At 65.1% G+C, this 25,537-nt stretch carries 24 protein-coding genes and 3 pseudogenes; 15 read left to right on the forward strand and 12 right to left on the reverse strand.

All coding sequences use genetic code 11. The annotated features are described in order from the left end of the window. Positions 1 to 90: 90 nt before the first annotated feature. Complete coding sequence (locus OCS65_RS28340) at positions 91 to 723, reverse strand: DUF4352 domain-containing protein (protein WP_263510408.1); 633 nt, start codon at positions 721 to 723, stop codon at positions 91 to 93. Positions 724 to 904: 181 nt separating this feature from the next. Between OCS65_RS28340 and OCS65_RS28345 the strand changes: the two genes are divergently transcribed. Both OCS65_RS28345 and OCS65_RS28350 read left to right on the forward strand, forming a co-directional pair. Further along, positions 905 to 2,161: a sensor histidine kinase gene (locus OCS65_RS28345; protein ID WP_263510409.1), complete on the forward strand. Its 1,257-nt coding sequence runs from the start codon at positions 905 to 907 to the stop codon at positions 2,159 to 2,161. A 57-nt stretch (positions 2,162 to 2,218) separates the two neighbouring features. Then, positions 2,219 to 2,875: a response regulator gene (locus OCS65_RS28350; RefSeq protein ID WP_263510410.1), complete on the forward strand. Its 657-nt coding sequence runs from the start codon at positions 2,219 to 2,221 to the stop codon at positions 2,873 to 2,875. Positions 2,876 to 2,972: 97 nt separating this feature from the next. On the opposite strand, the gene OCS65_RS28355 is transcribed toward OCS65_RS28350, so the two are convergent. Next, positions 2,973 to 3,509, reverse strand: a complete 537-nt coding sequence (locus tag OCS65_RS28355; RefSeq protein ID WP_263510411.1) for a hypothetical protein — start codon at positions 3,507 to 3,509, stop codon at positions 2,973 to 2,975. Positions 3,510 to 3,910: 401 nt separating this feature from the next. Between OCS65_RS28355 and OCS65_RS28360 the strand changes: the two genes are divergently transcribed. After that, complete coding sequence (locus tag OCS65_RS28360) at positions 3,911 to 4,528, forward strand: uracil-DNA glycosylase (RefSeq protein ID WP_263510412.1); 618 nt, start codon at positions 3,911 to 3,913, stop codon at positions 4,526 to 4,528. Positions 4,529 to 4,621: 93 nt separating this feature from the next. Then, positions 4,622 to 5,155, forward strand: coding sequence for a GIY-YIG nuclease family protein (locus OCS65_RS28365; protein ID WP_263510413.1), 534 nt, complete (start codon positions 4,622 to 4,624; stop codon positions 5,153 to 5,155). A 304-nt stretch (positions 5,156 to 5,459) separates the two neighbouring features. On the opposite strand, the gene OCS65_RS28370 is transcribed toward OCS65_RS28365, so the two are convergent. From OCS65_RS28370 to OCS65_RS28380, 3 genes are all read right to left on the reverse strand, one after another. Further along, a complete protein-coding gene (locus tag OCS65_RS28370) occupies positions 5,460 to 7,133 on the reverse strand; it encodes a UvrD-helicase domain-containing protein (RefSeq protein WP_263510414.1) in 1,674 nt (557 codons plus the stop codon). Next, a complete protein-coding gene (locus tag OCS65_RS28375) occupies positions 7,130 to 8,749 on the reverse strand; it encodes an ATP-dependent nuclease (RefSeq protein WP_263510415.1) in 1,620 nt (539 codons plus the stop codon). The genes OCS65_RS28370 and OCS65_RS28375 overlap by 4 nt, the downstream gene beginning before the upstream one ends. A 275-nt stretch (positions 8,750 to 9,024) precedes the next feature. Then, positions 9,025 to 9,255 carry a cold shock domain-containing protein gene (locus OCS65_RS28380; protein ID WP_263510416.1) on the reverse strand — a complete coding sequence of 77 codons (231 nt, stop codon included), beginning with the start codon at positions 9,253 to 9,255 and terminating at the stop codon, positions 9,025 to 9,027. A gap of 695 nt (positions 9,256 to 9,950) precedes the next feature. Between OCS65_RS28380 and OCS65_RS28385 the strand changes: the two genes are divergently transcribed. The 3 genes and pseudogenes from OCS65_RS28385 to OCS65_RS28395 form a co-directional block, all read left to right on the forward strand. Beyond that, entirely contained in the window at positions 9,951 to 11,117 is a 1,167-nt protein-coding gene (locus tag OCS65_RS28385; RefSeq protein ID WP_263510417.1) for a site-specific integrase, read from the forward strand. A 1-nt stretch (position 11,118) separates the two neighbouring features. Then, complete coding sequence (locus OCS65_RS28390) at positions 11,119 to 12,138, forward strand: hypothetical protein (RefSeq protein ID WP_263510418.1); 1,020 nt, start codon at positions 11,119 to 11,121, stop codon at positions 12,136 to 12,138. Between the two features lie 69 nt (positions 12,139 to 12,207). Next, positions 12,208 to 13,239, forward strand: a pseudogene (locus OCS65_RS28395) (IS3 family transposase); the annotation flags it as partial. Here OCS65_RS28395 and OCS65_RS28400 read toward each other — a convergent pair. Further along, positions 13,139 to 13,547: pseudogene (locus OCS65_RS28400) on the reverse strand (IS30 family transposase); the annotation flags it as partial. The pseudogenes OCS65_RS28395 and OCS65_RS28400 sit on opposite strands and share 101 nt — an antisense overlap. A gap of 34 nt (positions 13,548 to 13,581) precedes the next feature. On the opposite strand from OCS65_RS28400, the gene OCS65_RS28405 reads away from it, so the two are divergent. Further along, a protein-coding gene (locus OCS65_RS28405) for an IS5 family transposase (RefSeq protein ID WP_420833259.1) occupies positions 13,582 to 14,399 on the forward strand; the annotation gives its coding sequence in 2 pieces (ribosomal slippage) (positions 13,582 to 13,932 and positions 13,935 to 14,399; 816 coding nt in all). Positions 14,400 to 14,408: 9 nt separating this feature from the next. Here OCS65_RS28405 and OCS65_RS28410 read toward each other — a convergent pair. Next, the gene (locus OCS65_RS28410) at positions 14,409 to 14,660 is read right to left on the reverse strand and encodes a hypothetical protein (RefSeq protein ID WP_263510419.1); all 252 of its coding nucleotides are present in this window, start codon (positions 14,658 to 14,660) and stop codon (positions 14,409 to 14,411) included. Positions 14,661 to 15,122: 462 nt separating this feature from the next. Between OCS65_RS28410 and OCS65_RS28415 the strand changes: the two genes are divergently transcribed. Next, entirely contained in the window at positions 15,123 to 15,482 is a 360-nt protein-coding gene (locus OCS65_RS28415; RefSeq protein ID WP_263510420.1) for an ArsR/SmtB family transcription factor, read from the forward strand. 210 nt (positions 15,483 to 15,692) lie between these two features. On the opposite strand, the gene OCS65_RS28420 is transcribed toward OCS65_RS28415, so the two are convergent. The 3 genes from OCS65_RS28420 to nthB are packed head-to-tail and all read right to left on the reverse strand — an operon-like array spanning position 15,693 to position 17,318. Further along, positions 15,693 to 16,007: a nitrile hydratase accessory protein gene (locus tag OCS65_RS28420; RefSeq protein ID WP_263510421.1), complete on the reverse strand. Its 315-nt coding sequence runs from the start codon at positions 16,005 to 16,007 to the stop codon at positions 15,693 to 15,695. After that, complete coding sequence (gene nthA / locus OCS65_RS28425; RefSeq protein WP_263510422.1) at positions 16,004 to 16,615, reverse strand: nitrile hydratase subunit alpha; 612 nt, start codon at positions 16,613 to 16,615, stop codon at positions 16,004 to 16,006. The genes OCS65_RS28420 and nthA overlap by 4 nt, the downstream gene beginning before the upstream one ends. A gap of 13 nt (positions 16,616 to 16,628) precedes the next feature. Then, complete coding sequence (gene nthB, locus OCS65_RS28430; protein WP_263510423.1) at positions 16,629 to 17,318, reverse strand: nitrile hydratase subunit beta; 690 nt, start codon at positions 17,316 to 17,318, stop codon at positions 16,629 to 16,631. A 1,187-nt stretch (positions 17,319 to 18,505) separates the two neighbouring features. Here nthB and OCS65_RS28435 point away from each other — a divergent pair. After that, a complete protein-coding gene (locus OCS65_RS28435) occupies positions 18,506 to 18,952 on the forward strand; it encodes a MarR family transcriptional regulator (protein WP_263510424.1) in 447 nt (148 codons plus the stop codon). 51 nt (positions 18,953 to 19,003) lie between these two features. Here the strand turns inward: OCS65_RS28435 and OCS65_RS28440 are convergent, their stop codons facing one another. Next, positions 19,004 to 20,089, reverse strand: a complete 1,086-nt coding sequence (locus OCS65_RS28440; protein ID WP_263510425.1) for a substrate-binding domain-containing protein — start codon at positions 20,087 to 20,089, stop codon at positions 19,004 to 19,006. Between the two features lie 1,031 nt (positions 20,090 to 21,120). Between OCS65_RS28440 and OCS65_RS28445 the strand changes: the two genes are divergently transcribed. The 5 genes and pseudogenes from OCS65_RS28445 to OCS65_RS29990 all read left to right on the forward strand — a co-directional run. Then, the gene (locus tag OCS65_RS28445; protein WP_263510426.1) at positions 21,121 to 21,834 is read left to right on the forward strand and encodes an energy-coupling factor ABC transporter permease; all 714 of its coding nucleotides are present in this window, start codon (positions 21,121 to 21,123) and stop codon (positions 21,832 to 21,834) included. Next, on the forward strand, positions 21,821 to 22,177 hold the full coding sequence (locus tag OCS65_RS28450; RefSeq protein ID WP_263510427.1) for an energy-coupling factor ABC transporter substrate-binding protein: 357 nt from the start codon (positions 21,821 to 21,823) through the stop codon (positions 22,175 to 22,177). The genes OCS65_RS28445 and OCS65_RS28450 overlap by 14 nt, the downstream gene beginning before the upstream one ends. Positions 22,178 to 22,292: 115 nt before the next feature. Beyond that, positions 22,293 to 22,967 carry a cobalt ECF transporter T component CbiQ gene (gene cbiQ / locus OCS65_RS28455; protein ID WP_263510428.1) on the forward strand — a complete coding sequence of 225 codons (675 nt, stop codon included), beginning with the start codon at positions 22,293 to 22,295 and terminating at the stop codon, positions 22,965 to 22,967. Then, complete coding sequence (locus OCS65_RS28460; protein ID WP_317551239.1) at positions 22,964 to 23,890, forward strand: energy-coupling factor ABC transporter ATP-binding protein; 927 nt, start codon at positions 22,964 to 22,966, stop codon at positions 23,888 to 23,890. The genes cbiQ and OCS65_RS28460 overlap by 4 nt, the downstream gene beginning before the upstream one ends. 177 nt (positions 23,891 to 24,067) lie before the next feature. Beyond that, positions 24,068 to 24,223: pseudogene (locus OCS65_RS29990) on the forward strand (IS3 family transposase); the annotation flags it as partial. Positions 24,224 to 24,358: 135 nt separating this feature from the next. Here the strand turns inward: OCS65_RS29990 and OCS65_RS28470 are convergent. Continuing rightward, on the reverse strand, positions 24,359 to 25,483 hold the full coding sequence (locus tag OCS65_RS28470) for an IS30 family transposase (RefSeq protein ID WP_420833258.1): 1,125 nt from the start codon (positions 25,481 to 25,483) through the stop codon (positions 24,359 to 24,361). Between the last annotated feature and the right edge of the window lie 54 nt (positions 25,484 to 25,537).

Below are 25,537 nucleotides of genomic sequence, written 5' to 3' on the forward strand. Positions count from 1 at the left end.
GGGTGCGTGATCGCCGGCGGCGTCACCGCCGGCGCCGCCACCGGGGGCGGCAGGGTCGGTCGTACCGCGGTGCTGCCGTGTCCTGGTGGGTCACAGGGCGTTGATCCAGGCCAGACGGTCGGTGGACAGGGAGAAGGTGTCTTCGAACAGCACCACGTAGGTGCCCGGTGTCGCGCCGGTGCGGTCGTCGAAGCAGACGCTGCCGGTGGCGCGGCCACCGGGGGCGATCTGGCCGGAGTTGAGCATGGGCCGGTCGGGGCCGAAGGTGGCATCGCGGATGGCGCCGCCGGTGTCCTGCAGGCTCCAGTCGGTGTAGCCGTTGAAGTCGTTCTGGGTGGTGCCGACGTTGTCGATGGTGACCGTGCTGCACAGGTAGCTCCCGAGGACGGTGTCGACGGCCTCGAGCGGGCTCACGGTGTAGGCGAGCTCGTCGCGGGTGATCGTCGCTCCCGCCGCGGCGGCGGTGTCGTGGTCCAGCTTGCCGGGGAAGTCCGGGCCCCGATCGGGCGCGCCACCGTCGGTGTCCCCGGCTGCAGGGCCAGGGGTGACGGTGGTGTCGTTGCCCCCGGCCACGCTCGTGACCACCGCGACCCCGCAGGCCCCGAACAGCAGCACCGGCACCCCGATCACGAGCCACGGCCAGCGCCGGCGCCTGGTGCGCGGCGGCTGCTCGTGCGGGGTCGGATGCTGGCCGGGGTTCGGGTACGCGCCGGGATCGGTCATCTCGCTTCTCCTTCAACGACAACGGAACATGAGGGCGGCAGGGCACGAGGATCGCCGCGCTGCCGGTGTGTCCAGCTCACCCGACCTGTGTGCCCCGGCACCTCGTCCGATCGGCCGGACCGTCTCCTCCTTTCGGCCCGATCCGGGGGAGGGTCAGGTCCGTTCGGCCGATCCCGCACCGGTGCGGTGGTTGCGTACCGTGCAGGACGTGATGGCCACCTCGACCCGGCACCTGCGCCGCCCCGTCTGGATCCGTCGGGCCTGGACCACCGGCGCGGTGGCGCTGAGCGCGTTCTGCACCATGGCCGCGTTCGTGCTGTCGCAGGACTCGGGCACCGTACCGGTGTGGAACTACACGCTCGGCTTCGTGGTGAATCTGGTGGCGGCCGCGGCCCTGGTGTGGCGGCACGAACATCCCTGGCCGGTGCTCGCGGTGACGGTGGCCGGGCCACTGGTGCTGTCCACCGATGCCACCGCCGCGTTGATCGCGCTCTACGCGCTGGTCAAGGTCGAGCGCAACCGTCCTCGCCTGGCCGCCGCGGTCGGCGCGGTGTACCTCGCGTGTGCGATCTCGCTGACCTACGACGCGCACCGCACCCGCGACAACTCCGTGCTGAGCATGGAACAGAAGCCCGAACCGGGTGAGCCGAAACCGATGTGGGAGATCGCGTGGTGGATCCCGTGGCTGGCGGCGGCGCTGCTGGTGGCGATTGTCGTCGCGCTCGCAATGGTCAAACGCACTCGCACCCAGCTGGCCGCCGCCGAGCACAGCCGCGACCGGGCCACCGAGCAGACCAGGGCACTGCACGAGGAGATGATCCGCACCGAGGAACGCACCCGCATCGCCCGCGACATGCACGACACCCTCGCCGCCGGCCTGAGCCGGATCTCGCTGTTCGCCGGCGCGCTGCAGGTCGGCGGCGCCGACAACCCCGAGAAGATCGCCAACACCGCTTCGATGATCCGCAGCACCGCCCACGACGCGCTCGACGAGCTCAAGCACATCGTCGGGGTCCTGCGCGGAAGCGCCGGCGCCCCACCTTCGAGTGGGCATCAGGGCATCGACGCGGTCGCCGACCTGGTGCACTCGGCCCGCGCGGCCGGGCTGCACACCACCGTGTTCACCGACCTGCGTCCCGGGGAGGTGGGCACCGTCTCCGGGCACGTCACCTACCGGGTCGTGCAGGAGGCACTGACCAACGCCCAGAAGTACGCCTCGGATCAGACGGTGCACATCACCATCACCGGTGCCGAGGAGAACGGCCTCCGCATCGAGGTCCGCAACGCGCTCAGCACCCGTCCGCCGGCGGTGCCGACCGGCTCGCGTGCCGGTCTGACCGGGCTGACCGAGCAGGCCCACCAGATCGGTGGCACCGTCCACGCCGGGGTGGACGGTGCCGACTTCGTGGTGTCCTGCTGGCTGCCCTGGTTCGCCTGACCCTCGACACCGCGTGCGGCCCATGGTGTCTGCGCCGCGGTCTACGCTGTGCGCGCCATGACTGCAGCCGCACCGATCACCGTCCTGGTCGTCGACGACGACCCCTTCGTCCGCCGCGGCGTGACCGATATCTTCGCCGCCACCGACGACATCACCGTGATCGCCGATGTCGACGACGGGGACCGGGTCCCGGGCGCGGTCCAGACGTACCGCCCACGCGTGGTGCTGATGGATCTGAAGATGCGCCGCGTCGGTGGCCTCGAGGCCACCCGCCAGCTGATGGGACTGCCGCATCCGCCGAAGGTGATCGCGATGACCGCGATGGACGTCGACGACCTCGTCGTCGAGGCCGTGGCCGCCGGAGCCCACAGTTTCCTGAGCAAGGACGAACCCCCGCACACCTTCCATCAGTCGGTGCGCGCCGTCGCCGCCGGCAACACCTTGTTCAGTCAAGAATCGCTGCGCCGGATCGTCGCCGCCCGCCCGGCGTCGACTCCGGTGCCGGACCCGGACCCGCTGGGGGTGCTGTCCGTGCGGGAACGCGACGTGCTGCAGGTGCTGGCCACCGGTGCGTCCAACGCCGACATCGCCGGCCGGCTGTTCCTGAGTGAGACCACCGTCAAAACCCACCTTTCGGCGGTGTTTCACAAGCTCGGCACCCGCAACCGCGTCGAAGCCGCCCTCGCGGCCTTCCGCGCCGGCCTGATCACCTGACCCCACAATGGGGCGCACCTACCGACCAAGGATCGTCGCTCGGCCGAGGCACCTCGGTCCGTAGGTGACGGGGTCATCCCGGTTCCGTTCGGCCGGGTCATTGCGAGGGCGAGAGCGAGAACTCGAGGCCTCGGGCGGCGATCAAATCTTTACCGGAGTTGATCGGACGCCAGATCAAGGTGGTGTGCGTCGCGGGCACGTTGAGCGGGGTGGTCAGGTGATACGTCGAGTTGGGCATCAATTCGTCCGCGCTGTCGCCGCATCCCACCCAGCCTCCGGTGATCTTCGAGTTCACGGTGCCTTGTTCGTCGACTGCCATCCAGCTACTGGTACCCATCGGATCCCACACCTGAGCTGGCAGATTCGGTCCGGTCACGATCGTGTGGCGCACGGCCACGACCTGGCCGTCGCCATAGACGTCACAGTTGGCCGGATTCACCTCGATGCCGGTCACGGTCACCGTCAGGTCGCACACCTGCCCGACGCAACCGCTCGTGAGCGGTTCGCCGACTGTGCCGACGGCGTTGCCCCGGGGAGTCAGATCCTCGGCAGCAGGCATCGCTTCGACCGTGGCACCGGAACCGGTGCCGGCGGTCCCGCCCGCCACCGGAGCCGTGACCGTCACGGTCGTCACCTGGTCCGATCCGCTGTCACTGCAACCAGCCAGCAAGCACGACACTGCTGTACCGACCAATACGATGCGACGACTCTTCATTACCGCCCTCTGCGATCTGCTGTTGCGCCGATATGTCGACCCCGACCCTGATGAAGGTACTGGCTCGCACACCGGACAAAACACTCACCACCGGAAGTCCATCCGCACATGCTGGGCCGAAGAGCGTGGACCCGGAACACGGGCAAGCGCGGCGGTGCGGCAAACCCAGGGAACGGAAAAACCCACGACACCAGTGCGCACCCCCTCGGAGTTCCCCACCGTCGGACGCTCGGAGGGTTTCGTGCCTGCCGACAAGAGGGAGGGGCATCTTCGTTGGTTCGGACGAATGGTTGTCGGCCCGGTGTGTCATCGTCTGTCGCATGCCGAACGGACGCAACGCCGACCCCGTGGTGGTCGCCGCGAAGATGGCCCGTATTCGTGAACCGCACGTCAAGCCGCTCAACGATCTGGCCGACCGGATCGCCGAGTCGATGGGTCTGCCGCACGGGCATGTCCCCTACGTCGATCCGGACCAGGGCGGCATCGACGCGCGGGTGTTGGTGCTGCTCGACAATCCGTCCACCAAGGCCGAGGCGGGCACCGGCTCCGGGCTGTTGAGTCTGGACAACGACGATCGCACCGCCCGCCACTGCCGTGAGGCCTACGCCCGCCACGGTGTGCCGTGGTCGCAGGTCGTGCACTGGAACGTGGTGCCGTTCCCGGTGGCGGCGGTCAGAAACGGTGGTTCGACCGCCGCCGAACGCGCCCGGGCGGTGCGGTGGACCCGGCAGGTCGTCGAGCTGTGCCCGAACCTCGAACAGGTGCTGCTGCTCGGCGCAGCGGCCCGCGACGGCTGGGCCCGCGCCGGCATCGGCCGCGACCTCTACGTCCTGCCCGGCAAGATCCCGCACTGCTCGGCCCGCGGATTGAACTCCCCCGGCGGCCGCGAACGCTTCGACGCAGCGATCGCGCAGATCGCCCGCTCCCTCACCTGGTGACGCCCTACCCGACTACCGCACGCCGCCTCGACCTCTGACCTGCACGGCCTGAGGCACGTGCCCTGCCCGAACCGAAACGAAAGACCACACCCGATGACCGACCTCAACACCCTCGACCCGGCAGCCGCGATCACCGCACTGGGCACCGCCACCCACCAGCTCGACGAGCTGACCACACTGCCGAAATCGCGAGGGCTGTATGCGTGGTGGGCCGCCCCGGCGGTGCTGCCGCAGCTGCCCGGACCGGACCACCCCAGTGAGGAGAATCTGCGGTTGCTGTATGTCGGGATCGCCTCGAACCTGCGACGGCGGATCATCGGCAACCATCTGCGGCGCAGCGGCAGCTCCACACTGCGCCGCACCCTCGCCAGCCTGCTGCTTACCGAGCAGCAGTACCGCACCGAGCGCACCGACCGGGTGGCGCTCGTCGCCGAGGACGAGGCCAGGCTCACTGCCTGGATGCACACCCACCTGCGGCTGTCGTGGTGCGAACACCCGAACCCAGCCGCCATCGAACCGGCCGTCATCGGGCAGTGGGCACCGCCGCTGAACCTCGACCACACCTCCTCCGGCGCCGTCCGAGATCTGGTCCACGCCGCTCGCACCGCCTACAACACCAGTGCCTGAGCCACCCCAGCGGATGCCGATAGCGCGCTCTCATGTCAACCGAAACACTGCATATTGCATCGGATGCATCACGCGCCGCGCAGGTGCGTTTTCTTTCCCCCAAAGACTGAAGACTGAAGGGGGAGGACTCCCTCCCCTCAGAACGCAGTAGCGGCACTGGGCTCGATGCTTCGGGAGGTCGAAAGCATGCAGGTCGAGGAGTTTCTCGCGAGCTCCAGGAAAGAATAGGAAGAGTTCGATCGGGTCACCCGATAGGCGATCCGCAGCCACTCAAGATTGATCGGGCTGCCGATCATGCGAAGTTCTACGCCTGACTCGGCGGAGGGACTGGAAGATCCGCTTCCAGATGTGCTTCGATCTCTTCCGCCGTGAAGTAGTGGGCCTGGATTCCGGCGCACCATCGGCTCCGCGTGGCCTGGTACGGCCCGTACTTGCCGTCCGCCGTCCTCGTTCTCGTGACGACTAGGCCGTGACGAGCCCTGGAGAGCATGACAAGCAGGACGCGCTGCTCCTCGGCCAGAGCATGGCCCTGGCTGTTCCGCTTGTCCGGCAAGTGCCCTTCCTCCAGGCCGATGACGAATACCCAGTCGAACTGCTGGCCTTTGCCGGAATGTGCGTTGAGCAGGTGGACGCCGGGCCCAATTGCCTGCTTAGGGTCGGAGGTCCTGATCGACCTCACCGCCGCCTTCGCGGTGACCGCGGCGTTCTGCTCCAGGGTGTCGAATGCATCGTCGACCAGCTCTCGGGCGTCGATGTCGGCGGGGTCGACGGCATCGAGCACCGCCAGCCGCGCGTCCGCGATGCTCGCTCCATGCGGCAGGACCGCGACGGTTGACTGGATGAGGGCGACGATCCCAGGGTCGTCGATCGCGAGGTCCCATCGGCGGACTGGGAAGGACTTCTCTTCCACGAACACCGCGTCGATGTGTTTTCTGCGCCACCCCGCACGAGTGATGATCCCGATGGATGCTTCAGGCATCCGGTCCAGGATCGATCCCGCCAGACGTCTCAGCAATTCTGCCTCGGCGGCGCGGTCCTGGAGCACGAGGGCAGCGGAACAGCCCCCACCTGGCCATCGCTCGGGTTGCGCGGACACCAGACCAGAGCCCGGATCGACCTGTTCGCTCACCGAGTTGACCGTCTCCAAAACCTTCGGCGAGGAGCGGTAGGACTCGTGCAGCCTGATCGGCTCGCCGCAGGTCTTTCTAATCTCCACCTCGACCGCGGTGGGTGCTGCCCCTGCCCACGAGTAGATGCCCTGGAGCGGATCTCCGGCGAACGTCCGTCTGGACGTGCAGCTCAGCAGGGCGAGATCGAGCTGTTGCATCGAGAGATCTTGGAACTCGTCGACCAGTACCGCGCCGAAATGTGCCTGGTAGAGCCGCGCGACCGCGGGGATGCGGAGCAGGCGCTGTGCGTGCCGGAGGAGGTCCTCGTAGTGCAGCTGGTTCGCCTCCTGTCGTGACCGCTCTACCTTCTCCGCGAGCACGGCCGCCTGCCCGGGACCTCGCTGCTGGATAGCCGTCAACACCTCGGTGTCCGAGAGCGGTTCCCGCTTGATCTCGCTCAGGATCTGCTCGGCTTCGTACATGGCGGGCCCGCCGCCTGCTGTCTCCATCGCCCGCCGCATGGTGCTGGTCTTCGGCAGCTCCAGTCCTTCCATGTCGAGGCCGATGGTCCTGCCGTGGGCGAGGACCACCTGGGTCGCGAAGCCGTGGAGGTTACGGACGACGATCTGCCGGCGCGCTCGTGCGTGGCCCAGCACGGAGCGGAGGCGCTGTTCGAGGTTCGAGCGCGCCCGCTTGGTGAAGGTCAAAGCGAGCACGCGCTGGTTCTGCTCGAGGGAACCGATTTGATGGGCGGCGCGGTGCGCCAGGACCTCGGTCTTACCGCATCCCGGAGGCGCGATGATCAGGAGGTGCTCCTTCGCGCAGGTCGCTGCAGTGCGCTGCTCTTCGCTGAGCGAGAACCCGCTCACCGCTTGCTCAGCTCGTCAAGCGTGCGCACGAGACGCGACACGCTGCCGATCTTCTCTGCCACATCTGGCGTCAGGGCTTCAGCGATGCATGTCGCCGCCTCGACTTTGCCCTTGCCTCTGCAGAACTTCGCCACCGCTTCCGGGCCGATCTTCTCGATCGACTCGACGCCCGTCGATTGCAACAGTCCCTGTTCCTTGCAGAACTTTCCATCTATGAGGGCTTGGGCCGCAACCGGGCCGCCGAGGGCGCGGGTGTACTCGTCCTCAAGGTCAATGTCGGAGATGAAGACTTTCTTGTCTACGACGGTGCTCCTCTTGCCTTTGAAGGCATTGACCCACTTTCCGCTCTCCTGCTCGTCCACCAGCCCGAGCAAGGTCGGGCCAAAGCCGTCGGGTCCAAGAAGCGGGAAGACGTTGCTGAACTTGTCCGCTCCGTCCAGCTCGACGACCACAGCACCGAGCCGGTCGAGGTCGATGCCTAGCTTCTGCGCTACCGCCTCGACGATCACCCGATCGGCGTCACCCTCAACGAGAACGACGAAGCGCGCTGTCAGGGCCTCCAGGAGCCGCGGTGACCACCAGTGCGCGCGCACCTTCTCGACCTTCGACAGCTTCGCATCTCCGATCTGGTGACATTTGCCATGTCGGTCCACCGCGATGACCTCCGAGGGTTCGAATCGGTGAAGGATGTACGGCGAATGGGTAACGATGATCTTTTGATTCCCGTCGCCGCTCAAGAGGTCCGCTGCCGTCCGCTGGCTGGTCGGGTGCAGATGGATCTCCGGCTCGTCGATCGCGAGGATGTTCGCCGTTCCCTCGGCTAGGTCGAAGAGCGTCATAGCCATGAGCTGGCGGACCCCGTCCGATTGCTCCATCAGTGAGACCTGGTCGTCGCCGCGGTTGAGGAAGATCGTCACGTCCTGGAGCACGTCGCTGGACGGATCGGTTACGCTCCGGACCGAGAAATCGTCCTTGGTGACACTCCGCGGCATCGAACGACTCAGGTGGCCGGCCACGCGGCCGAGGAGCTCGCCGACCGACTCGTTGCCTGCGATCTCCTCGTTGAATTGTTTGAGGAGGGTCTTCAATCCGTCCTCGTTTGTACCGAGATCGGCGGCCGCCAGAAGCGTGCGGACCGGGCTGTGCGGGCCCTCCATCATCGACGCGCCGCGGGTCGCCTTCAGGTAGCGCCAGCCGAACGCCTCCAGCTGCTCGCGGCTGGGCGCTCGTTCATGACCGCTCTCCGGGAACCACCGGCGGATTGTTATGGCCTCGTCGTCCTCTGGGTCCGGCTCGACGATCATCTGGACCCAGAGGTACTCGCCGATCTGGTCGTGGGCGATGCTGATCTCCGAGGGGAAGGGACGGCAGTTCTCGTCCGTGAAGCCCGACCACCACGCGTTGACCACGAGAGGCTGCCCCGGGTCGCGCAGGTCGCTGAGCTTGAGCGCTTGGTAGAGGCCGGCGGTGCTCGTCCCCAGGAGCAGGTTCAACATACGCAGAATCGACGACTTACCCACCTCGTTCGCGCCAACGATCACCGCGTGCCGCCGCACTTCGAGATCCAGGTCTTGGATCCGACTGTGGTTCTTAATCTCCACCCTGGACAAACGCATGTCCGCCTCGCCCCCCTCATTGTCTGGAGCGAAGATTCTGCTCCAAATGTCCGTTTTGCTGAGCTCAGTGAACCATCCGGCACCTCAGTGGAGGCTCAGAGGTCCGTTTGCCGATCGATCGCTGCCTCGTAGAAGGCGTCCGCGAGCGCGATCATGACAGCGCCGATGGCGGGTCCGTCGCTAAAGCCATCATGCGTTCGTCACCAATTCAACTCTGACCGTACGCGGACATCCGGTCACAAATCCTCGGGTCAACGCCCCGCGTTCGTCCCCAGTCACTCGGCGGAAACCGGCCGTACCTGGGAAGCCACGAAGGCAAACCCCTCTACCGGACCGCTCGACCGCTGCCACTCGAAGTCAACCTGATCCCCGGGATCGAGTGCTCGGAAGCCCGGAAGATCGACCTCGCTGAAGTGCACCCAGCAGCCGCCCGGAGTCTCCGCACACTCAAGGACACCCCAACCGTCCTCGCGGTGCCACACTCGCACAACACCTCGTGAAGTCATCTGCAGAGCATGCCCCTACTCCCCGTTCACCGCAGAAGTCGGCAACACCGATCAGACCCAGTGGAAGAGGAATCCCACTCTGGAACCTTTGCTCCCGGACCGGAACAAGACACCGTCCGCTTGCCCAAGCCCCCAGGAACGGCCGACTGCACCGCATTGCCCGCGCCTGCGGACTGAGGATCCCGGCCCTGCACCCCTGGCGTGACGCCTGGCTCCGCCGGACCGGCATCCTCAACCTCGCCCGGATGTGCCCTGACCCCGTGCCCTGACCCGCCCGTTCGGGCCCGATCGGACCGGCCGCTGCGGACAGCAACCGGCGACGTACTGCTCGGCCAGGACGAAATACATCCTGCTCGCTCGCAAATCCCCAGGTCCTCCTGCCTTCCGGATCAGACCGGACCCGCTGACATCGAGTGGGAATACCTATTGACATGGATGGGAAAACCCCAGCTCACGGCACTGACATCCCGATGGGAAGTCTCATTTCTTGTGCAGAGTCTCAGCGGGAGCCCCGAAAAAACCAGGATGAATCGTGCATGCCGGGCGTTTTCGCGACCTGGGGGTATGTCAGTCCTAGTTTGTGTGGTGTTGAGGCTGAAAATTGTCATTTACGCAGCTATCTCCGCGAACCCCGTGGTGAGCGTGTTTTCGGGTCGTCGGGACGGTGTCGGCGCCGTCCGGTACCGTCCCCACCCGTGAACGACGAGACGGAAACACTGGGGGAGGGGCAGATCGTGGGGCCCGGGGCCCCCTCCGGACCGGCGCTGCCGGATCTCGCCCCCGATACGGCGGCGCGGATCGCCGAGTCGGTGGCGTCGGCGCGGGCCGCCGGCACCCGCCGCACCTACGCCTCGGCGTGGCGGGCCTTCACCACCTGGTGCCAGCGTGAAGGGCATGTCGCGGTGCCGGCGCACCCGGTCACGGTCGCCGCCTACCTGGTCGCGTGCGCCGACACCGTCACCGAGGCGGGGGAGCGGGCGTACGCCCCGGCCACCCTCGCGCACCGCCTCGCCGCGATCGCCCACCACCACCGCCAGACCGGACACCCGGCCCCGACCGGTGACGACCTGGTGAAAGCGACGATGTCCGGGATCCGCCGCGGCTACGCCACCACCGGGCAGCGGCCCCGCAGCCCGCGGGCGCCGTTGCTCACCGCCGACATCCTCGCGATCGTCGACAAGGCGAGAGCGGACTGCCAGGGCTGGGCGGACGAGGTGGTCGAACGCCGCGACACCGCGATCCTGCTGCTCGGCTTCGCCGGGGCGTTCCGCCGCAGCGAACTCGTCGCCCTCACCTGCGGGGACATCAGCCTGCACCGGCTCGACGGCCTGCACATCAAACTCCGCAAGAGCAAGACCGACCAGGAGGGCCGCGGCACCGTCCGGGCCCTGCCCTTCACCCACAGCCACACCAGCTGCCCGCCGTGCGCATGGCTGCGGTGGGCGCAGATCGTCGCCGCGTACGACACCGCCGGGCGCCCCGGCGTGATCCGGCTACTCCGCACCGCGGAGCCGTTCGCGGCGCACGTGTGCCGCGGCCCCCGCCCGCGCACCGGGGGCGGGGCGCCGTTGCTGCGCGCGATCCGCAAGAACGGCAACCTCTCCGAGACCGCCTTGTCGGGGGCGGCCGTCCATGGGGCGATCCGCCGCCGCGCCGAGTTGGCCGGCTACGACCCCGACCTCGTCGCCCAATTGGGCGGGCATTCGCTGCGGGCCGGGTTCGTCACCCAGGCCTTCCGCAACGGCGCCTCCGCACACGCGATCATGCGCCAGACCGGGCACACCACCCCCGCCATGCTCGAGGTCTACGCCCGCGAACACGCCCCGCTCCTCGGGAACGCTGTCACCAATCTGGGCTTGTAGCGTGGATTCCTCGACCGAGCGACTCGGTGATTCTGCGGGAACGGCAGCGGGCCTGTGGATTCCGGCGCGGTACCGGCACGACTGGGCGTTGTTCGCCGACTGGTGCACCGCCACCGGCCAGCCCCCGCTGCCCGCCGAGCCCGAGGCGCTCGCGCTGTTCCTGCGCGAGCATCCCGCCGCGCCCACCACTCAACGCCGACGGGTCTCGGCGATCAACACCGTCCACACCCGCCACGGCCACCCGGCGCCCGGCCGCAGCGAAACCGTCCGCCGCCGCCTCGACACCGCCCGCGCCACCCGCCTCGACCGACTCGCCCCGCTCCTGCTGCGCAAAGCCGCGGAGCTGCCCACCACCGGGTGGCCGAGCGGGCTGTTCGGCCGCCGCGACGCCCTGCTGCTGACCCTGGCCGCGACGGGCATGTCGTCCGCCCGGCTCGCCCGGCTGCGCCGCGGCGACATCCACGTCGACGCCGGCACCCTCGTCGCCACCACCGAGAGCGGGGAACGATTCTGTCTACGACCGGAGTCGGGTAGCGGCGCGAGCGCGGCGGTGGCGGTGTACCGCAGGTGGGCGGAGATCCTGGCGTTCCTGGACGCCTATCCGAACACCGACCTGCTCGCCCAGCACCTCACCGACCCGGTCGAGGCCGAGCAGGCCGCGCTCACCGACCGGCAGGCCCGGCAACCCCTGCTGCCCCCGATCGACCGCTGGGGACACCTACCGCTGATGCCACAGCCGATGACCGCGCAATCCCTCGCCGCACTGGTTCGGGATCATCTAGCCGGCCGGGTACCAGCCCGTGCGCCGCTGCCGCTGCGCAGGAAGGGGAAACTGGATGACGACCCGCACGGCCGGTTCGAGATCGAGGTCTACCTCGATCCGCACTACTACGAACGGGGTGTTGCAGCGCGCCGCCACGCCCACGACAGCCTGGGCGGGCTCACCGACGTCTTCGACGAGATCGAAGCCCGCGCCGACGCCCTGCTCGAGGACCTGCTCACCGTGCTGGAGGAGCTGTGAGGGTGAGGCTGCCCCCTGGGAGTGGACACCCTGATCATGGTTCGTAGAGGAACCGGAAGGGATGTTCGCATGGGACGTCAGTCACAGTACACGGAGGAGTTCCGCCGGGACGCGGTCGCGTTGTATCGCGCGGGCGGCGGTACCCGCACCTACCCGGCAGTGGCCGCGGGCCTCGGCATCAGTGGCGAGACCTGCGCACGTGGTTCGCAAGGACAACATCTCGGGCCGGGACTCAGCGGCCGAAGGAGGCGACGGCAGCGAGACCGCGGCCGAGGAACTGGCGTGGCTGCGCGCGGAGAACGCCCGGCTGCGCAGCTCGGAGAAAAAAATGGCAGATCAAACGCGAGATCCTGCGCCGGGCAGCCGCCTATTTCGCACAGGAAATGATGTGCAGACCTGCCGTTGGGGCTTCATCTCCACCCACCGCACCGAGTTCGGTGTGCAGCGGCTGTGCCGGGCCTCGGAGCGTCCCGGTCCGGGTACTGCCGGCGCCTGGCCACCGTCGCGGCGCGCACCGAACGCGCCGCAGCCGAAGCCGCGACCGTCACACGCATCCGGGAGATCCATACCGCCCATCGCGGCGCCTACGGCGCACCCCGTATCGACGCCGAACTGCGCGAGCTCGGGGTGTGCATCAACCGCAAACGGGTGACGCGGTTGATGCGTGACCACAAGATCGTCGGCCGGCACCTGCGCCGCGGGCGGCGCACCGCCATGGCGGCCCCTGCGGCGCCGGCCGTGCCGGATCTGATCGGTCGGAAGTTCACCGCCGACACGCTCGATACCCGTTGGTGCGGCGACATCACGTCATTCTGGTGGGGTCGTCGTGGTTGTATCTGGCTACGGTGATCGGTATCTGTTCGCGTCGGGTGGGGTGGTCCATCGCCGAGCACTTGCGTACCGAGTTGATCACCGACGCGTTGGAGACGGCCGTCGTCACTCGGGGTGGGGACGTGGGCGGGGGTGATTCTCCACAGTGATCGCGGAGCGCAGGGCGGATTCAATCGGTCGTCGCAACACCTGGCTGTTGCAGTGAGCGTAGCTGCTCGGCGAAGACCACGGCCGGGGTTCGCCAGTCGTGGATCTTGCGGGGCCGGTTATTGATCGCCAGGGCGACGGCTTCGAGGTCCTCGGCGGACCACCTGGACAGATCGGTGCCCTTCGGAAAGTACTGGTGCAGCAGGCCGTTCGTGATCTCGTTCGTCGGTCGTTGCCAGGGCGAGTGCGGGTCGGCGACGAACACTCTCGTACCGGTATCGAGGGCGAACTGGGCATGACCGGACAGCTCCTTCCCGCGGTCCCAGGTGAGGGTCTTGCGGAGCTGCTCGGGGAGCGTGGTCATCGATGTCGTCAGCGCGGCGTTCATCGCGACGGCGGTAGCCGCCGAGGAACGGACCGTTCTTAGAGCGTGTCTTGTATGGGTCGGATCCTGTGTACGGCATGATGCATGGCGTGGTCGATGCGTTGTCTACTCGGTTGGTGCCGGATGCGTTGTGGGAGATCGTCGAACCGCTGCTGCCTCGGCTCTCGCCGAGGCCGCAGGGCGGCGGCCGGGCGGCGCTCGATGATCGGGCGGTGTTCACCGCCGTCGTCTACGTGCTCACCAGTGGCTGCGCCTGGCGGCACCTGCCACCGTCGTTCGGGGTCAGCGTCCCGACCGCGCACCGCCGCTTCGCGGCCTGGGTCAAGGCCGGGGTGTTCGACGAGCTGCACCGCCAAGTCCTCGACCGACTCGGCGCCGGCGGGGACCTGGACTGGTCCGCGGCGATCCTGGACGCCGCGCACGTCCGGGCGAAAAGGGGGGCTCTCTGACCGGTCCCAGTCCGGTCGACCGGGGCAAGAACGGCTCGAAGATCCACGTCCTCACCGACGCCGACGGGATCCCACTCGTCACCGCGGTGACCTCGGCGAACACCCACGACAGCGTCATGCTGCAGCCCATGGTGGCCGCGATCCCGGCGGTCCGGTCGCGTCGTGGTCCGCGGCGCCGGCGACCCGGCCGGTTGCGGGCGGACAAGGGCTACGACTACCCCGTGCACCGTCGGTGGCTGCGTCAGCGGGGCATCGTCCCGCGGATCGCTCGCCGTGGCGTCGACAGCAGCGAGCGTCTCGGGCGGTACCGGTGGAAGATCGAACGCACCCTGGCGTGGCTGAGCGGCTACCGCCGGCTGACGATCCGCTACGAACGTCACGGCGAGCACTTCGCCGGATTTCTCCAACTCGCCGCCGCGCTGACGTGCTGGAAGAAGCTTCCCAAATGAGACATACTCTTAGGACGCCGTGGCGTACACGATCAGGCCGGAGGGGCCGGTACGGGCGTTCGACTCCGCGGTCGGCACCACCACCAGGATGCTGGTCAACCCGACGGCCGCCTGCCCGCCGACGAGGCCGCCGACCGCGCAGCCGAGCGCCACGCAGCTCGACGCGATGGTCGAGTTGGCCGATCTAACCCGCGCCCGCAATGACCTCGCCCGCACCTTCCCCCGTGCGGCGGTGGCCGACGTGCCGATCCGCTCACCCATGCTTTGGTCGTTGCGGAGATTCGAGTCAGGAAAAATCCTGCCTTGTATTCCGTTTCGGGTCACGAGGATGAAATGTTACCTCGCCGGTAAGGGCTCTGACGACGGTTGCGAGGTCGGTGTCGGTAAGACGGTCTTGGTCTTCTGCCCGGGGGGTGGGGTGGTCGACTCGGTTCTCGCGTTCTCGGCGGGGCGAGCGGTTTGACACGGCTTCTCCTTCTTCTCCGACAGGGATCGTGTGTGGTCACCGCGCGAAAGCCTCTGGCGGTTGCCTGTTCCTGCGCAGTGTGGGCGTACCGCGGCGGTTCGCTTTCGGCTTGGAGGTGTGTGGGGTGCCTGCGCTGAGCAGTGTTGCTCCACCAGTGGACCTGCCCGTCAACAATGCGGCAGGAAGGGCTTTGAAGCCTCCAGATGAATGCAAGTGTGTTGAGATTTACATGTATCGAGGTGTGATTGAATTGGTGTATGGGGCACGGTATGCGGGTTCGTTCAGCGACGCCGGTGATCGCCTTGGATCCAGCTGCGGCGGCCACAGTCGCGGAGACCTTGCAAGCATTGGCGTCACCGAATCGACTGTTGATATTGGCCAGGTTGCGGCAAGGACCGTGCGGAGTCACCGAGCTCGCCGAAGCCGTCGGCATGGAGCAACCTGCGGTTTCTCACCAACTCCGACTGCTGCGAGCGCTGCGGTTGGTGATCGGTGAACGCAGTGGTCGTAGTGTCGTATACAGCCTCTACGACTCGCATGTCGCGTCCTTGTTGGACGAAGCAGTATACCACATCGAACACCTCCGGCTCGGTGCGCTGGAGCCCCATTTGCCATGAACACCCGCAGTGTCACTGCGTCCTCACGTCGCGGGTTCAGTACTCACGCAGCCGGCTTGGGAAAGCAATGATCGATGCCGCTCTGAGGCACTCAGCTCGACTCTGCGCTGAGTGCCTCAGAACGTCATCGATGAAGTGGTGGCGCGCCCCGTCGGCTCAGGTCCTTTCGGGGTGCGCCACCACTGTTGCCGGATGGAAACGCCGAGGATGTCAGTCGATGATGGCCATTGATTCCATGCGCTCGCGGATCTCATCCTCACTGATCAGTCCCGAGTCGACCACGCTGGCTTCGAGAGCCTTCGTCCAACTCTCGTAGTACGCCTCGCAACCATCGGCCTCAGCGATCGAGTGAATGAGACGCTGTCGGAAAAACTCCCACTCGTACGACTTCTGATCCGAGAGTGCGATGGCCACCCCGAATGCCGTGGCTTCCCACGGCTCGGTGAACACAAGCTCGCCATTGTCGCGGGGCGGTGCGGCGGTCCCAGTAGCTGAGAGCCGATCAGTCAGTGTGTCTTCGCTCATACGATCACTTCCTGCGGTGTCAGCGCCTTGCTGACACCGATCATCGAGTCCCGGCTCACCAGCTTTGCCAGCTCGTTCTCGGACCAACTGTCTGTGCCGGCCGGCCGTTCCGGGATGACGATATAGCGGATTTCGGAGCTGCTGTCCCAAACCCTGACCTCGACGTCATCGGGAACGTCGAAACCGAAATCGCGCTTGAGTACTCCACGAGGGTCTGCGACAATCCGGGACCGGTATTCCATGCTCTTGTACCAGGCGGGCGGGAGACCAAGCACCGGCCACGGATAGCACGAACACAGAGTGCACACCACCACGTGATGCGTGCGGGAGTCGTTGAACACGGCCGAGATCTGGTGTGCCTGCTCACCGGCATAGCCCAGCGACGCTATCGCGGCCGTCGCGTCTTCTTCGAGCCACTTGCGGTACTCAGGGTCTACCCAGGACTTGGCCACAACCTTGGCGCCACCCATGGGACCGATCTCGTTCTCGTAGTACGAGACCACTCGGTCGACCGCGGCCGGCGTGATGACCCCTCGCTCGTACAACAAGGTTTCGATGGCCTTGGTACGTGCTTCGTACTCCGTGTACTTGTTGACGTGCTCGCTCACTATCGTATTCCTTTCACGCAGAGATCAGGTACGGTTCCCAGAGATCGACGCACACTACGTCCTTCCCGTTTCCGTCGTCGCCCCACAGTTCCTGGGCCGAAAACGCCACCGTGTAGAGCGGGCGAGGATCGTCGCCGAGGCCGGCGGAGCTGCTCTCGGGATAGATCTGGCACCCGTGGGAGGTGACGATCTCCCCGATCCTGTTCCGCACATACTTCGGGCACCTTGTGTGTCCCAGCGGGTTCATGTTCTTCACTTTGACCTTGTCACCGAGGGAGAAGCTCGGCTCCGGTCCCGGAAGCACCAGAGAGTGGGGCTCGTGAAGCCTCTCGATCGCCTTCTCGATATCGGCCGGATCGAATTTCCGCGACGGCTTCCTGTCCGTGTACCGACCCTCGAGGATCTCCTGCACGCGGTGCTTTCGCTCTTCTTCGGTGATGATCTTGTCGGAGACGAGGATACGTTCCGCCGCACTCAGCCAGTGGGTGTAGTACGAGTTGCGAATCTCGTTGACGTAGTTTTCGTTCCCCATCGACTCTCGGAAGAACCGCGACTTGTCCCACCACGACATGCCCTTGAGATGCATCCAGGTCAGAATCGACAGGGTTCGACCCTCCCACTCGTAGTGGAAGAAGGGCTCGTCCTTCTGATAGGGGACCGGTCCGTATCCGGTCATACCGCCTGTGTCGTGGATACCATCCATTTCCTCATTCCTTTCATCGGCGCTGGGCTCAAATGAGGAGCCCAGCTGGCTTCTACTCGTCGGGAGAAGGCATCAAATGCTCCGGCAACGGAATAGGCGATATCAATCGGACCGATAGAATCCTTCACGGGACAACAATCGCTGAACGGCGTCACGAAATCTCCGGATCCGCTGTATCGGCCGGTTCTCGTTCGAAAATGAAGGAGGGCATGGATGCCGTCCCTGCATTCGGGTGCTCTTCCGTTCCAGAACGAGCACATGATTCAATTCTGGAAGTAACAAGATTGAATCGCCTGCGCTGAATCTTCAGGCATTGCCAGGACAAACATCGATCCGAAAGCTAGGTTTCCTCTGGATGCCTGCGCGTCCGACTTCTCGGTGCCTACCCTTCGATGCTCGGGTCGCGGACTTCGTCTGCGCCCTACGTGACAATTTTTACTTCACATCGGAACGGATGTCAATGTGTAGATGTGTTAATCCTGTGCACCTGCAGACCAAGACGAAGGCTCCGGCGATTCCGTGGCGCCCCATGGCTGGCTCCGTATTGCTCGTAGCAACCGCGGCCGTCCTACGGTGACAGGGGCGAGCGGCCGCCAGCAGGCGGCATCGTGATCACTGCCGCGGTCGCAGTGCAGTCGATACACAGATTGCGAAGAACGGTGCACTCGGCGACATACGGCACCGACCTCGACGTCGGTCCGCGACGTGCGCTCTCGCGCGGGCGTCAGCACCGAGTCGAAGCCCTCCGGGACAGCCGGAAACCGCCCCGACTCGAGTATCGTTACGTTCGGCCGCAGGCTTCCAGGCATGGTGCCCCAGGCCTTTTCGCAGGTACCCAATCGCCGCTATCGGCGTTCGTGACCGCGGTGGCCTTCTGGCCGAGGGTGCGAAGGACCGGCCGAGGGCGACGTCGGTCACGGCGATCAGCGCGGGCTGAAGGGTCGATAAGGCCGCGCGGGCGTTCACGACAGCTGCAAGACGGTATGCGGGGACGGCCGCGCGTTCCGGTCCTCGGTGGAGGGCGAGGAGGATCAGGGTGGGGGTTGCGCACCCGGCTCGCAACCAGACGTGGGCAGCCCATGTGTAGAGTCGAATCCATGTGCTTCCAACTGAAATAGTTCGTTCGGTGGATATCCTTTTGATGAGGCGGTAAGATCAACTGCGGAGTGGACGGGGAGGGGACAGGAATGATCGAGTCGGAAGCCGTGGTTAAACTCGGTGATGTCGTTCGATCGCCCTTGGTCGGGGGTGCCTTGGAGGCCGTGAGTCGGTCCCTGAGTCGCAGAATTCATGAGGTGGTCGATCGAGAGGGGTTGACTGCGGATCAGTGGTACGTGTTGGACATCATCGTCCGCAACGACGGTATTGCGATGACCGAAATCGCTCGATCCCTGGGCTCACCTGCGCCGACAACGACAAAGCATGTGGACCGCCTGGTCACCACGGCGTTTGCGTTCCGCCTTCCCGATCATGCCGACCGCAGGAAAGTGCTGGTCCATGCTTCGAAGCGCGGCGGATCTGCTCACAGTCGCTTGCTCCCGCTCGTGCAGCAGGTCGAGGACGAGTTCATGGATGTACTCGCGATGCCCGATCGGCGGGCCCTGCGCACGGTGTTGGAAGCCTGGTTCGAGTAGGGCACTCTTATCTGCGTGCCTCGACATCGCATCGCAATGCATCGAAGCAGCTTAGGCGTGAGAAACCTGCGCTAGTATGTCGAACTCTACTCCTTCGGCCCGCGCGATATACATGTCCTGAGCGAGATGGCGACCGTCGAAGCGGACACGGCCTCGGGGGCTGTCGTAGTCGAGGGTGTGGTCTGCGTGATAGCTCAGAGACCTGGGATCGAGATCGCCGGCCCTGTCTGCGAGAGTGGCCAACAGCCGAATACCCTCGTAGCACGACTCTCCCGGTGAGGTAATCGGGGGGGCGGTCGGACCGAAGTGCTTGATGTACCTCGATTCGAAATCCATGCTGTGGCCGGTGACCAGGCACTCGAAGAACCCCGACACCGAGTAGAGCCCGTGCGCGGCGTGTGCGCCGCTTGCCAACAGCATGTTCTCGTCCATCAGCGGACTGAGCCTGACGATGTCACGATGCAGCCCCTTCTTCGAAAAAGACCGGTTGAACTGTACTGCGTCCTGGCCGAGGAGGAGGACGAGAACGCCATCGGCCCCCGACATCTCAATGGACTCGAGCGTTGAGGTGAAGTCGGATGTGCCTAGCGACAAGAACTCGCACGACACCAGTTGAACTTCGCTGTGGCCTCGACTCGTCCGCTGGGTCGACAGAAGAGATTCACGAATGACCGAGACAGTCTTTCGGGGCCAAACATAGTCACTACCAATGACATACCATTTACGCACGCCGATCTCAGTCATCCATTCGAGGGCAGGAAGGATCTGATTCGTCGGTACCTCTCCCGTCATGAACACGCCGTCCGAGTTCTCGCCGCCCTCGTATACTGCGGTGTAGACGTACGGGATACGTCCGCCGATGGCGCCTACTACGCGTCGACGAACAGCAGACGTGTGCCACCCGACCACGGCGTGCAATTCCCGTCGTTTCGTCTGCTCGGCAATGCACGCCGCTACTGCGGACGGGTCCGCGCCCCCATCAATGAACACCGGCGTGACCTCCCGGCCCAGGATCCCGCCGCCCGCGTTGAGCTCATCGATTGCGTACTCGGCACTCGCTTGGCATGACGGACCGAAAATGCCGGACGGTCCACTCTGAGGTAGCACCAAGCCCAGCTTCAGTCGGCCAACGGGCACAGCAGTCTCCTTGCGAGGATTCAGGCAACATGCTCCCAGAGAGTATGAACCCGTTCACATTGCTCTGTCCACGACCGGGTGTTTCGCGACTGTTAACATCGGCGCGATGGTAGACGGCATCATCCATGGGGTAGGGGCGGGTGGTTGCACATCTGCGTCGTTCGACACGGCGGACCGATCGGTCGCAAGCTCACACTTGCTGTGGACCTCGGGGGGCTTCTGCATGAGTGGTCGGGCTCGGCGAGCGGCGCTCGCGCCGGAGGTCGAGCAGGCGCCTGCCGCATGTGGGTCAACGAGTGCCCCTCGCCCAGTGACGGCGGGCCACCTCGTTACCGGTCTCCCAGGAGAATTGACGTTCGCATGCCTTGTCGGCTCGTCACGCTGCTCTCGGTGACACGACGTCGTGGGCTACGTGAGACCTGGGAAATCCTGCCGGAGGTGCACCAGCCGTGCGATCACAGCACGATTCTTCGTGCCCGTACCGATAGTCCGCGCACCGTCAGCCGGTCGTCCGGGCTCCCGCCGCCCTTCTGGAAAGTGCATTCTCTAACTAATATTCGTTGCGATCGCCGTCTTGGGGTGCAGGTCTCGTATCGTGCCCGCGCCAGCGTGACCCACTCGCGCGCCCGTGGCTGCTTGGGGCTTGGTACAAGACTCTTACGGAAATCTATTTCACAATGACAGTATTTGCTCTACCCTGGGAGCGCACAACCCCACAGTGCGTGGGTACACCACCGGCGACGGGCGGACGAGTCGGCTCTGGACGGTGGTCCGTCTTAAGGGATGTGCAGGCATGAACTACGAGCCGTCTACCGGGCGGCGGCGCGGACCGAGGCGCGAGAAGGGAATCGCCACTCTTGCACCATCGACGCCGACGCACAGGAACAACTCCAAGCCGAGCAGCGGCGGTCATAGATCTGTGAGGTAGTAGACGTCCAATCGGACGGTCCATATTTCGCGCAGTTGGCCCCCTGCCGCCGGCCACCCGGGAGCGCGAGTTCTCACATTCCGCAGGAAAGGAGCTTGCCAGTATGCATATCGCAGAAGGATTTTTACCGCCACTTCAAGCGGCGGCCTGGACGGTGGCAGCCGCACCCTTCGTTGTTCATGGCGCGACCGCGGTGGTGCGCCAGGTACGTGAACGCCCCGAGACTCGGCTGCTATTAGGTGCAGCAGGAGCATTCACATTCGTGTTATCGGCGATCAAATTGCCATCGGTGACAGGTACCTCGAGTCATCCAACAGGGACCGGTCTCGGAGCAGTGCTGTTCCGCCCTCCGGTAATGGCGTTTCTCGGGACCGTGGTCCTTCTCTTCCAGGCACTTCTTCTGGCACATGGTGGCCTCACAACCCTGGGAGCCAATGCCTTCTCGATGGCGATCGTCGGTCCGTGGGTGGGATATGCCGCATGGCGAGGGCTACGATTGCTCAACGCCCCAGTGGCTGTGGGCATCTTCGCCGCGATGTTCTGTGCCGATCTCGCCACGTATTGCACGACCTCGGTCCAGTTGGCAGTAGCATTCCCCGATGCGACGAGTGGAGTTCTCGGCTCGCTGGTGAAGTTCCTCTCGGTATTCGCGATCACGCAGGTTCCGCTCGCTGTCATCGAGGGTCTGCTGGGAGTCCTGGTATTCCGCACCCTGCGCCACATCGCCGGTCCGGAGCTTGCAAACCTGAGAGTACTGACACGTCGAGGCCGGCGCGTAGCAGCGCCCCAGACGGAGGATAGCTATGTTGCGTCATAAGTCTGCACTCACGAGCGCATCATTGGTAATCGCGATCGCTGCAATCTTCTATGCATCGATTTGGATGAACCGTGATCAAGCAGCGGACTCGAGCTTCGTCGGCAGCGACACAGCCGCTACGGAGTACATCGAAGAAAGCAACCCCGAATACCGCCCCTGGTTCTTGCCGGTGTTCACACCAACATCGGGAGCAATCGAGTCCGGTCTCTTCGCATTGCAGGCCGCGCTCGGTGCGGGAGTGTTCGGATTCGCCCTGGGCGCACTATGGCAGCGGCGAAGAGCCGAGTCTGGGTCGCGTTCGACGACGCCGGTCCCGACGGCTGCGGAAGAGTCTGAGGGTTGACACGAACCGGGGGCGTCCCCCCGGCGAAGGGAGCGCAATGGGATCAAGTGCAGCAGGAATTGACACTGTCGCATGGCGAAGTCCCTGGCGGCAAAAATCGGTAGCAGAGAAGGCAATGCTCTACGGCGGTGTCACGGTACTGGCGTTGGCGCTGCCGCCCTGGCCGACGATACCGCTGCTGCTGTCGGTATGCCTGGCAACTTCCAAACCGGCTGGCATCCGGTTAGGTCACTTGCTCCGCTGCGCTCGCGGGCCCGCGACATTCATCCTCATCGCAGCTGCATCGACCGTGATCTCGGTGGACTTGAACAATTGGCAACTGTCCGTACCCGAAGAGAATGTCGTACACGGTGCGACGCTAGGCGCTCGGGCGATAACCGCATCCATTGCGATGTTGATGTTTGCCTCCACGACACCCATTACTACGGTGATGGGATCGCTCCGACGGCTCGGTGTGCCGGGTCCGTGTATCGACGTGGTAACCGTAATGTACAGACTGGTATTTGTTCTGCTCGAATCGATCTCGGTGATCCGGCAAGCACAGATCTCGCGCCTCGGGTACTCGACTGCCAGACGTACACTCAACTCGGCGGGACTGCTCACCGCAGCTGCGCTTACTCGAGCATGGTCGCAGGCAAGTCGGTTGGAGATAGGACTTGCAGGGCGGGACTTCGGAATATCGATGCCGACGCTCGAGGATTCGATTGTGAACTGGCGTTTCATCGGCGCCTGCGCATTGACGTTCAGCGCGGTCGTTGGGGCATCACTGCTGGAAGGAATATTGCCTTGAGTCACTTATCTTTGCGCGCCGGAGGAATATCCTACGCCTACCCCTCAGGAGTCGAACCCCTCACCAACGCAACTATCGACATACCGCCGGCATCACGTGTTGCTATCCTGGGGGCGAACGGATCCGGAAAGACCACGCTCTTGAAGATCCTCGCTGGTTCCCTGAAACCTACCGGCGGTACCGTCGAGGTCGACGGCGTTCCGCTTCGGCATGACCGCCGCGGGCTTCGGCGCCACAGGCAATCCGTTCAGCTAGTTCTGCAGGATCCCGATGACCAATTGTTCTCGGCCGATGTCGCACACGATGTGGCGTTTGGACCGGCGAATCTGGGCCTAGAACGGACAGAAATTTCTGAACGCGTTGCCGAGGCACTCGACCTACTCTCCATCGAAGCCCTCGCCAGCCGGCCCACACATGAGCTGTCCTACGGGGAACGCAAGCGCGTGACCATCGCAGGTGCGATGGCGATGCGCCCCTGCGTTCTATTGCTGGATGAACCATCAGCTGGGCTTGATCCCGCGGGCATCGAGGAGATGTTCCTTGCGCTCGGCAGACTCGAGCAAAAGCAGACGACAGTCGTCCTGTCGACTCACGACACCGCCCTTGCCTTCGAATGGGCCGACTCCGTCGCGGTGGTACAGGGAGGTAACGTCCGGCAAGGAGCCCCGGATCGTGTACTGCGCGACGCAGACCTCATGACTGCGGCACGGTTGCGGCCGCCTTGGCTGATCGACCTTTGGGACAAGTTGCACACGCTCGGCGCTGGATTACCGCGCTCGGTTCCGCGGAATACTGGCGAATGCGCGAGACAAATTTCCGAAATACTCTTGTCGCGCAATGCGTTCCAGAAGAGCTACTCGGCACCGGAACGGACCTCTGAGATGGATCGACCTGCGAGCGTTCCTGTGGCTGGAGTCCTTTGAGAACCCGACCTTCTCATCGTCGGATAGCGGCACAGGGTACGGATCTATCGAGGACCGAGGATGCTGCTATTGGTCTTGTGCATCCCGATGGCAGTTGACGAGTCGTGCGAGTTCTGGGTGCAGATGAACCGTCCTGGACGAGGTGGAGGCTCCTGATCCAACAAGGAGAATGCTGGTATGCCTGCACCGAGGAAGTACGACGCCGAGACTCAGGAGCCGTCCGGATGTATCGGGACCGGATCGCCGAGCACGGTGGTTCGAAAGTCGCCGCCCGTCGCCACGTCGGCGAGTTTCTCGGCATCGCGCCGGCGACGTGGCGGAACTGGATCGAAGCCGCGGAGCGGAACGACGCACCGACCACCTCGGAACCCGGGGGGAACGGATCGACCTCGACGAGGTACGTCGACTGCGCAAAGAGAACGCCGAATTACGCAGGTCCAATGATATTTGAAGACCGCGAGCTTAGATTCAACGGGTCAACGCAACACACTCGGCCGGGGTGCGGAAACCGAGGCACTTGCGAGGCCGGGTATTGAGGCGATCGGCGAAAGCGTCGAGGTCGGACTGGCTGTGCGTGGACAGATCGGTTCCCTTCGGCAGGTACTGACGCAGCAACTTGTTGGTGTTCTCATTCGTCCCTCGCTGCCAAGGACTTCGCGGCGCAGCAAAGAACACATCGACACCGGTGGAAGCGCTCAGCGCCTTGTGGGCGGCCAGTTCCATGCCACGATCCCAGGTCAGTGTGCTCCGCAACACGGGATTGATGCGGGTGTAGGTGTCGATCAGCGCGGGAACGACGGTCGTGGTGTGCCGGCTCGCCAACTTCACGATGGTCAAAAACCTCGCCTTGCGGTCGACGAGGGTGGCGACCTGGCTGTTGTTCGAACCGATCACCAGATCGCCTTCGAGATGCCCGAGAGCGCTGCGGTCGTCGGCGTCGGCGGGGCGGTCCTCGATCGGCCGGGCATCGGTAATCTGTGACCTCCATTGCCCTTTGACGCTGTGCCGCTTGTTCTTCCGGATCGGTCGGCGGGTTCGCAGCTTCTTGCACAACTCGCGCGGAATCACCTTCCACCGACTGGTGTAGATCGATCGGTAGATCGTCTCGTGGCTGACCGCCATGTCGGGATCGTCGCGGTGATGCAGCCGCAGATGGCCCACGATCTGCTCGGGCGACCACTCCTTGTCCAACCATTCGATGACCTGCGTGCGCAGCGCCGGCCTACGGGCCAGAAGGCTCTCTTTCGGTCGACGAGCACGCTCGTGGGCCCGTTCCTGTGCGGTGACGGCGCGGTAGGCGTCCCGGCCACCGTTGCGCTCGACTTCGCGGCTGACCGTCGACGCCGGCCGGCCGAGCTCCGAGGCGATGGTACGGAACGAGTGTCCAGCACTGATTCCTCGTGAGATTGCTTCTCGCTCAACCAAGGTCAGGTGTCCCTCGCGGGGTGTGCGGGTCACGGGGGCGATACCGCCATGATGTTTGAGAACGGTGAATACCGAACCGGGGGGCTTATCGAGGGCGCGGGAGATCACGCTGATTGATTCACCCGAGCGCCATCGGTGCCACAGTTCGTCCTTCATCCCGTCCGACATGCCCGGCCGACCGACCTTCGCCCTAGATTCTCCTGATCCCAGCTGCAGTGTTGC

Origin of the sequence: Rhodococcus aetherivorans (assembly GCF_025722975.1) — a bacterium.
GTDB classification, from domain to species: Bacteria; Actinomycetota; Actinomycetes; order Mycobacteriales; family Mycobacteriaceae; genus Rhodococcus; species Rhodococcus aetherivorans.

Excerpts from the sequence above, each read along its gene's own strand:
- OCS65_RS28445 (WP_263510426.1), top strand. The coding sequence starts at position 21,121 with ATGCATATCGCAGAAGGATTTTTACCGCCACTTCAAGCGGCGGCCTGG.
- OCS65_RS28415 (WP_263510420.1), top strand. The coding sequence starts at position 15,123 with ATGGGGCACGGTATGCGGGTTCGTTCAGCGACGCCGGTGATCGCCTTG.
- OCS65_RS28360 (WP_263510412.1), top strand. The coding sequence starts at position 3,911 with ATGCCGAACGGACGCAACGCCGACCCCGTGGTGGTCGCCGCGAAGATG.
- cbiQ (WP_263510428.1), top strand. The coding sequence starts at position 22,293 with ATGCTCTACGGCGGTGTCACGGTACTGGCGTTGGCGCTGCCGCCCTGG.
- OCS65_RS28410 (WP_263510419.1), bottom strand. The coding sequence starts at position 14,660 with ATGGGTGAGCGGATCGGCACGTCGGCCACCGCCGCACGGGGGAAGGTG.
- OCS65_RS28340 (WP_263510408.1), bottom strand. The coding sequence starts at position 723 with ATGACCGATCCCGGCGCGTACCCGAACCCCGGCCAGCATCCGACCCCG.
- OCS65_RS28350 (WP_263510410.1), top strand. The coding sequence starts at position 2,219 with ATGACTGCAGCCGCACCGATCACCGTCCTGGTCGTCGACGACGACCCC.
- OCS65_RS28435 (WP_263510424.1), top strand. The coding sequence starts at position 18,506 with ATGATCGAGTCGGAAGCCGTGGTTAAACTCGGTGATGTCGTTCGATCG.
- OCS65_RS28365 (WP_263510413.1), top strand. The coding sequence starts at position 4,622 with ATGACCGACCTCAACACCCTCGACCCGGCAGCCGCGATCACCGCACTG.
- nthB (WP_263510423.1), bottom strand. The coding sequence starts at position 17,318 with ATGGATGGTATCCACGACACAGGCGGTATGACCGGATACGGACCGGTC.
- OCS65_RS28375 (WP_263510415.1), bottom strand. The coding sequence starts at position 8,749 with ATGCGTTTGTCCAGGGTGGAGATTAAGAACCACAGTCGGATCCAAGAC.
- OCS65_RS28470 (WP_420833258.1), bottom strand. The coding sequence starts at position 25,483 with ATGTCGGACGGGATGAAGGACGAACTGTGGCACCGATGGCGCTCGGGT.
- OCS65_RS28450 (WP_263510427.1), top strand. The coding sequence starts at position 21,821 with ATGTTGCGTCATAAGTCTGCACTCACGAGCGCATCATTGGTAATCGCG.
- OCS65_RS28380 (WP_263510416.1), bottom strand. The coding sequence starts at position 9,255 with ATGACTTCACGAGGTGTTGTGCGAGTGTGGCACCGCGAGGACGGTTGG.
- OCS65_RS28420 (WP_263510421.1), bottom strand. The coding sequence starts at position 16,007 with ATGAGCGAAGACACACTGACTGATCGGCTCTCAGCTACTGGGACCGCC.